The 2598-nt window shown below is 65.2% G+C and carries 3 protein-coding genes and 1 pseudogene; all 4 read left to right on the top strand.

The features are described from left to right. Positions 1-134: 134 nt before the first annotated feature. A complete protein-coding gene (locus OPU66_RS14815; RefSeq protein ID WP_498554419.1) occupies positions 135-1043 on the top strand; it encodes a 4Fe-4S domain-containing protein in 909 nt (302 codons plus the stop codon). Then, a complete protein-coding gene (locus tag OPU66_RS14810; protein ID WP_039330631.1) occupies positions 1043-1672 on the top strand; it encodes a precorrin-8X methylmutase in 630 nt (209 codons plus the stop codon). The genes OPU66_RS14815 and OPU66_RS14810 overlap by 1 nt, the downstream gene beginning before the upstream one ends. Beyond that, positions 1669-2406, top strand: a complete 738-nt coding sequence (gene cobI, locus OPU66_RS14805) for a precorrin-2 C(20)-methyltransferase (protein ID WP_039330633.1) — start codon at positions 1669-1671, stop codon at positions 2404-2406. Before OPU66_RS14810 ends, cobI begins: the two co-directional genes overlap by 4 nt. Continuing rightward, positions 2403-2519, top strand: a pseudogene (locus OPU66_RS14800) (precorrin-3B C(17)-methyltransferase); the annotation flags it as partial. The gene cobI and the pseudogene OPU66_RS14800, both read left to right, overlap by 4 nt. Positions 2520-2598 lie beyond the last annotated feature (79 nt).

Here is a 2598-nt window from a genome sequence, read left to right as displayed (position 1 = left end):
TAAAACCCAACAACAGACGAGGCCCGCACTCCGCTAATTTACGCCGCGACCTGTGCCAAATGTTCTGACGACGGACAGACCTGACGCGGCGCGCCAATCTGCAGATTCGCGGCGTTGCCCAAGATCGCTGGCCCTTGCTGATCCAAAGGCTGATTGCGCTGGAATTAGTGCAGCCCGAGCCTGCACTCGAAGCGCGGCGCAACGTCCTTGTCGCGCCCGACTGGCAGGAGAACGACGACACCCACCGCATCGCCAACGCCCTGCTGGCCCGGATAGGCGAATGGCCCGATCTTCCCGGCAAGGTCGGGTTCGTCATCGATGCCGGCCCTGCCGCTGTGCTGACCGGCGCATCCGGCGATTTCCGTGTCGAACGCGGCACGGACGGCAGCCTCATCCTTCGCGCCGATGGTTGCCTCACCGGATCAAGCCTGTCTCCAGGCACGGAAGCGGACGCCCTGATCGCTCTCGCTCACTGGTTCGCCGCGAGCGGCGCCGCCGCAGCCGGGCGCATGGCCCGTTGGGATGCGGAACTTCCCGCATGGGCAAAAGGTGCGATCGCGCCTGCAATGGCTGAACCGGGCCATGTGCTTGGCACCGGACATCATCCATCGATCGCGCTGGCGTTCGGGCTGATAGAGGCTTCGGAGCTCGCCATCCTGCTCGAATCCGGTTCTGCTTCTGGACTGCGAACAACACCGTGGCGGCGGCTGTTGATCGAGGGGGCGGCGGCTGCCCGGACCCACCCGTCCACCGGCGCTAAACCTGATCCGCTGCCCCATGTGGAAGCCTGCCCGGGCGCACCATTGTGCGCACAGGCGACGGTTGAAACCCGTGCGCTTGCGCGCCGACTTGCGCCCTATGTCTCGGGACGGCTGCACGTTTCGGGTTGTGCCAAAGGCTGCGCCTGCTCGCAGGTGGCCGATGTCACGCTGACCGGACGCAACGGCAGGTTCGATCTGGTCCTTGCTGGCAAAGCCGGATCGCCTCCGTCCCGCTCCGGCTTGAGCGCCAGCGAAATCCTCGCGCATTTTGGAGCCGTCTGATGCCCCATGTCTATGAAACCGACGGGGCAGCGATCTATCGCCAGTCGTTTGCCACGATCCGCGCCGAAGCCGATCTCTCCCCTTTCGCGCCAGGCGAAGAGCAGGTGGCAGTGCGGATGATCCATGCGGCCGGGATGGTCGGACTTGCAGCGCATATCCGGTTCTCGTCGGGATTTGCCGATGCGGCACGCGCTGCGCTGGCCGGCGGCGCGCCGATACTGTGCGATGCGCGGATGGTGTCTGAAGGGATCACCCGCGCCCGGCTTCCCGGGAGCAACGCAATCATCTGCACGCTGCAAGATCCTGCGGTGCCTGACCTTGCACGCAAGATCGGCAACACCCGATCCGCTGCCGCGCTGGAACTGTGGCGGCCCATTCTGGCGGGTGCGGTCGTGGCGATCGGCAATGCACCAACCGCGCTGTTTCATCTGCTGAACATGCTGGAAGACCCCGCCTGCCCACGCCCTGCGGCGATCATCGGCTGTCCGGTGGGCTTCGTGGGAGCAGCTGAATCCAAGGCTGCCCTCTGGGCCGCTCCTCCTGCACCCTGCTGCGTCGTCGAGGGCCGCCTTGGCGGCAGTGCCATCACCGTGGCGGCCATCAACGCGCTGGCGAGTACGGCCGAATGAACGCCGGCACGAACATCGGCACCATTCACGGTGTCGGGCTTGGTCCGGGTGCGGCAGACCTGCTGAGCGTGCGCGCCGACCGGCTTGTACGCACGGCGCACCACGTCGCCTATTTCCGCAAGGCTGGGCGGCCCGGCCAGGCAAGGCGCATCGTGGAAGGGATGCTCCGCGCTGACGTGATCGAGTTTCCGATGGAATATCCGGTAACCACCGAAATCCCGGTATCCGATCCTCGCTACAATGCCTGCCTGTCGGCGTTCTACACGCACTGTTCGGAGCGGCTTGCAGCGATTTCGCAGCAGGGTGAGGACGTCGTCGTGCTGTGTGAGGGCGACCCGTTCTTCTACGGCTCCTTCATGCACCTCCATGCCCGCCTTTCAGGCCGCATACCGGTGGAAGTCGTCCCTGGCATCACGGGCATGTCTGGCGCCTGGACCGCGACGGACCTGCCGATCACCTGGGGCGATGATGTGATGACCGTGGTCATGGCCACGCTGCCGGAAGCCGAGCTTGCCCGCCGGATCCGCGAGACTGACGCGCTGGTGGTGATGAAGATCGGTCGGAACCTGCCCAAGCTTCGCCGCGCCGTGGCAGCCGCCGGGCGCATGGATGCGGCATGGCTGGTCGAACACGCAGCGATGCCCGGACAGCGCGTCACCATGCTGGCCGAGGCTGAGGCGGTGACCCCCTATTTCTCGATCCTGCTGATCCATGGTCAGGGGAGGCGACCATGACCGGGGAAAAGGACAAGGGTTGGCTAGCAATCGCCGGTCTGGGACCAGGAGACGAGGCACTCGTCACACCCGAAGTCACCGCCGCGCTGGCCGGGGCTACGGACGTGATCGGGTAGGCTCTGTTGCAAACTCTGACACGGTTTCCAAGATTGGGCTCATGTACTGTCAAGGTCAGTTGCGATGAACGATTTC

It is taken from the genome of Sphingomonas sp. URJC2, assembly GCF_059803575.1.
This window is presented reverse-complemented; position numbering and strand designations above follow the sequence as displayed.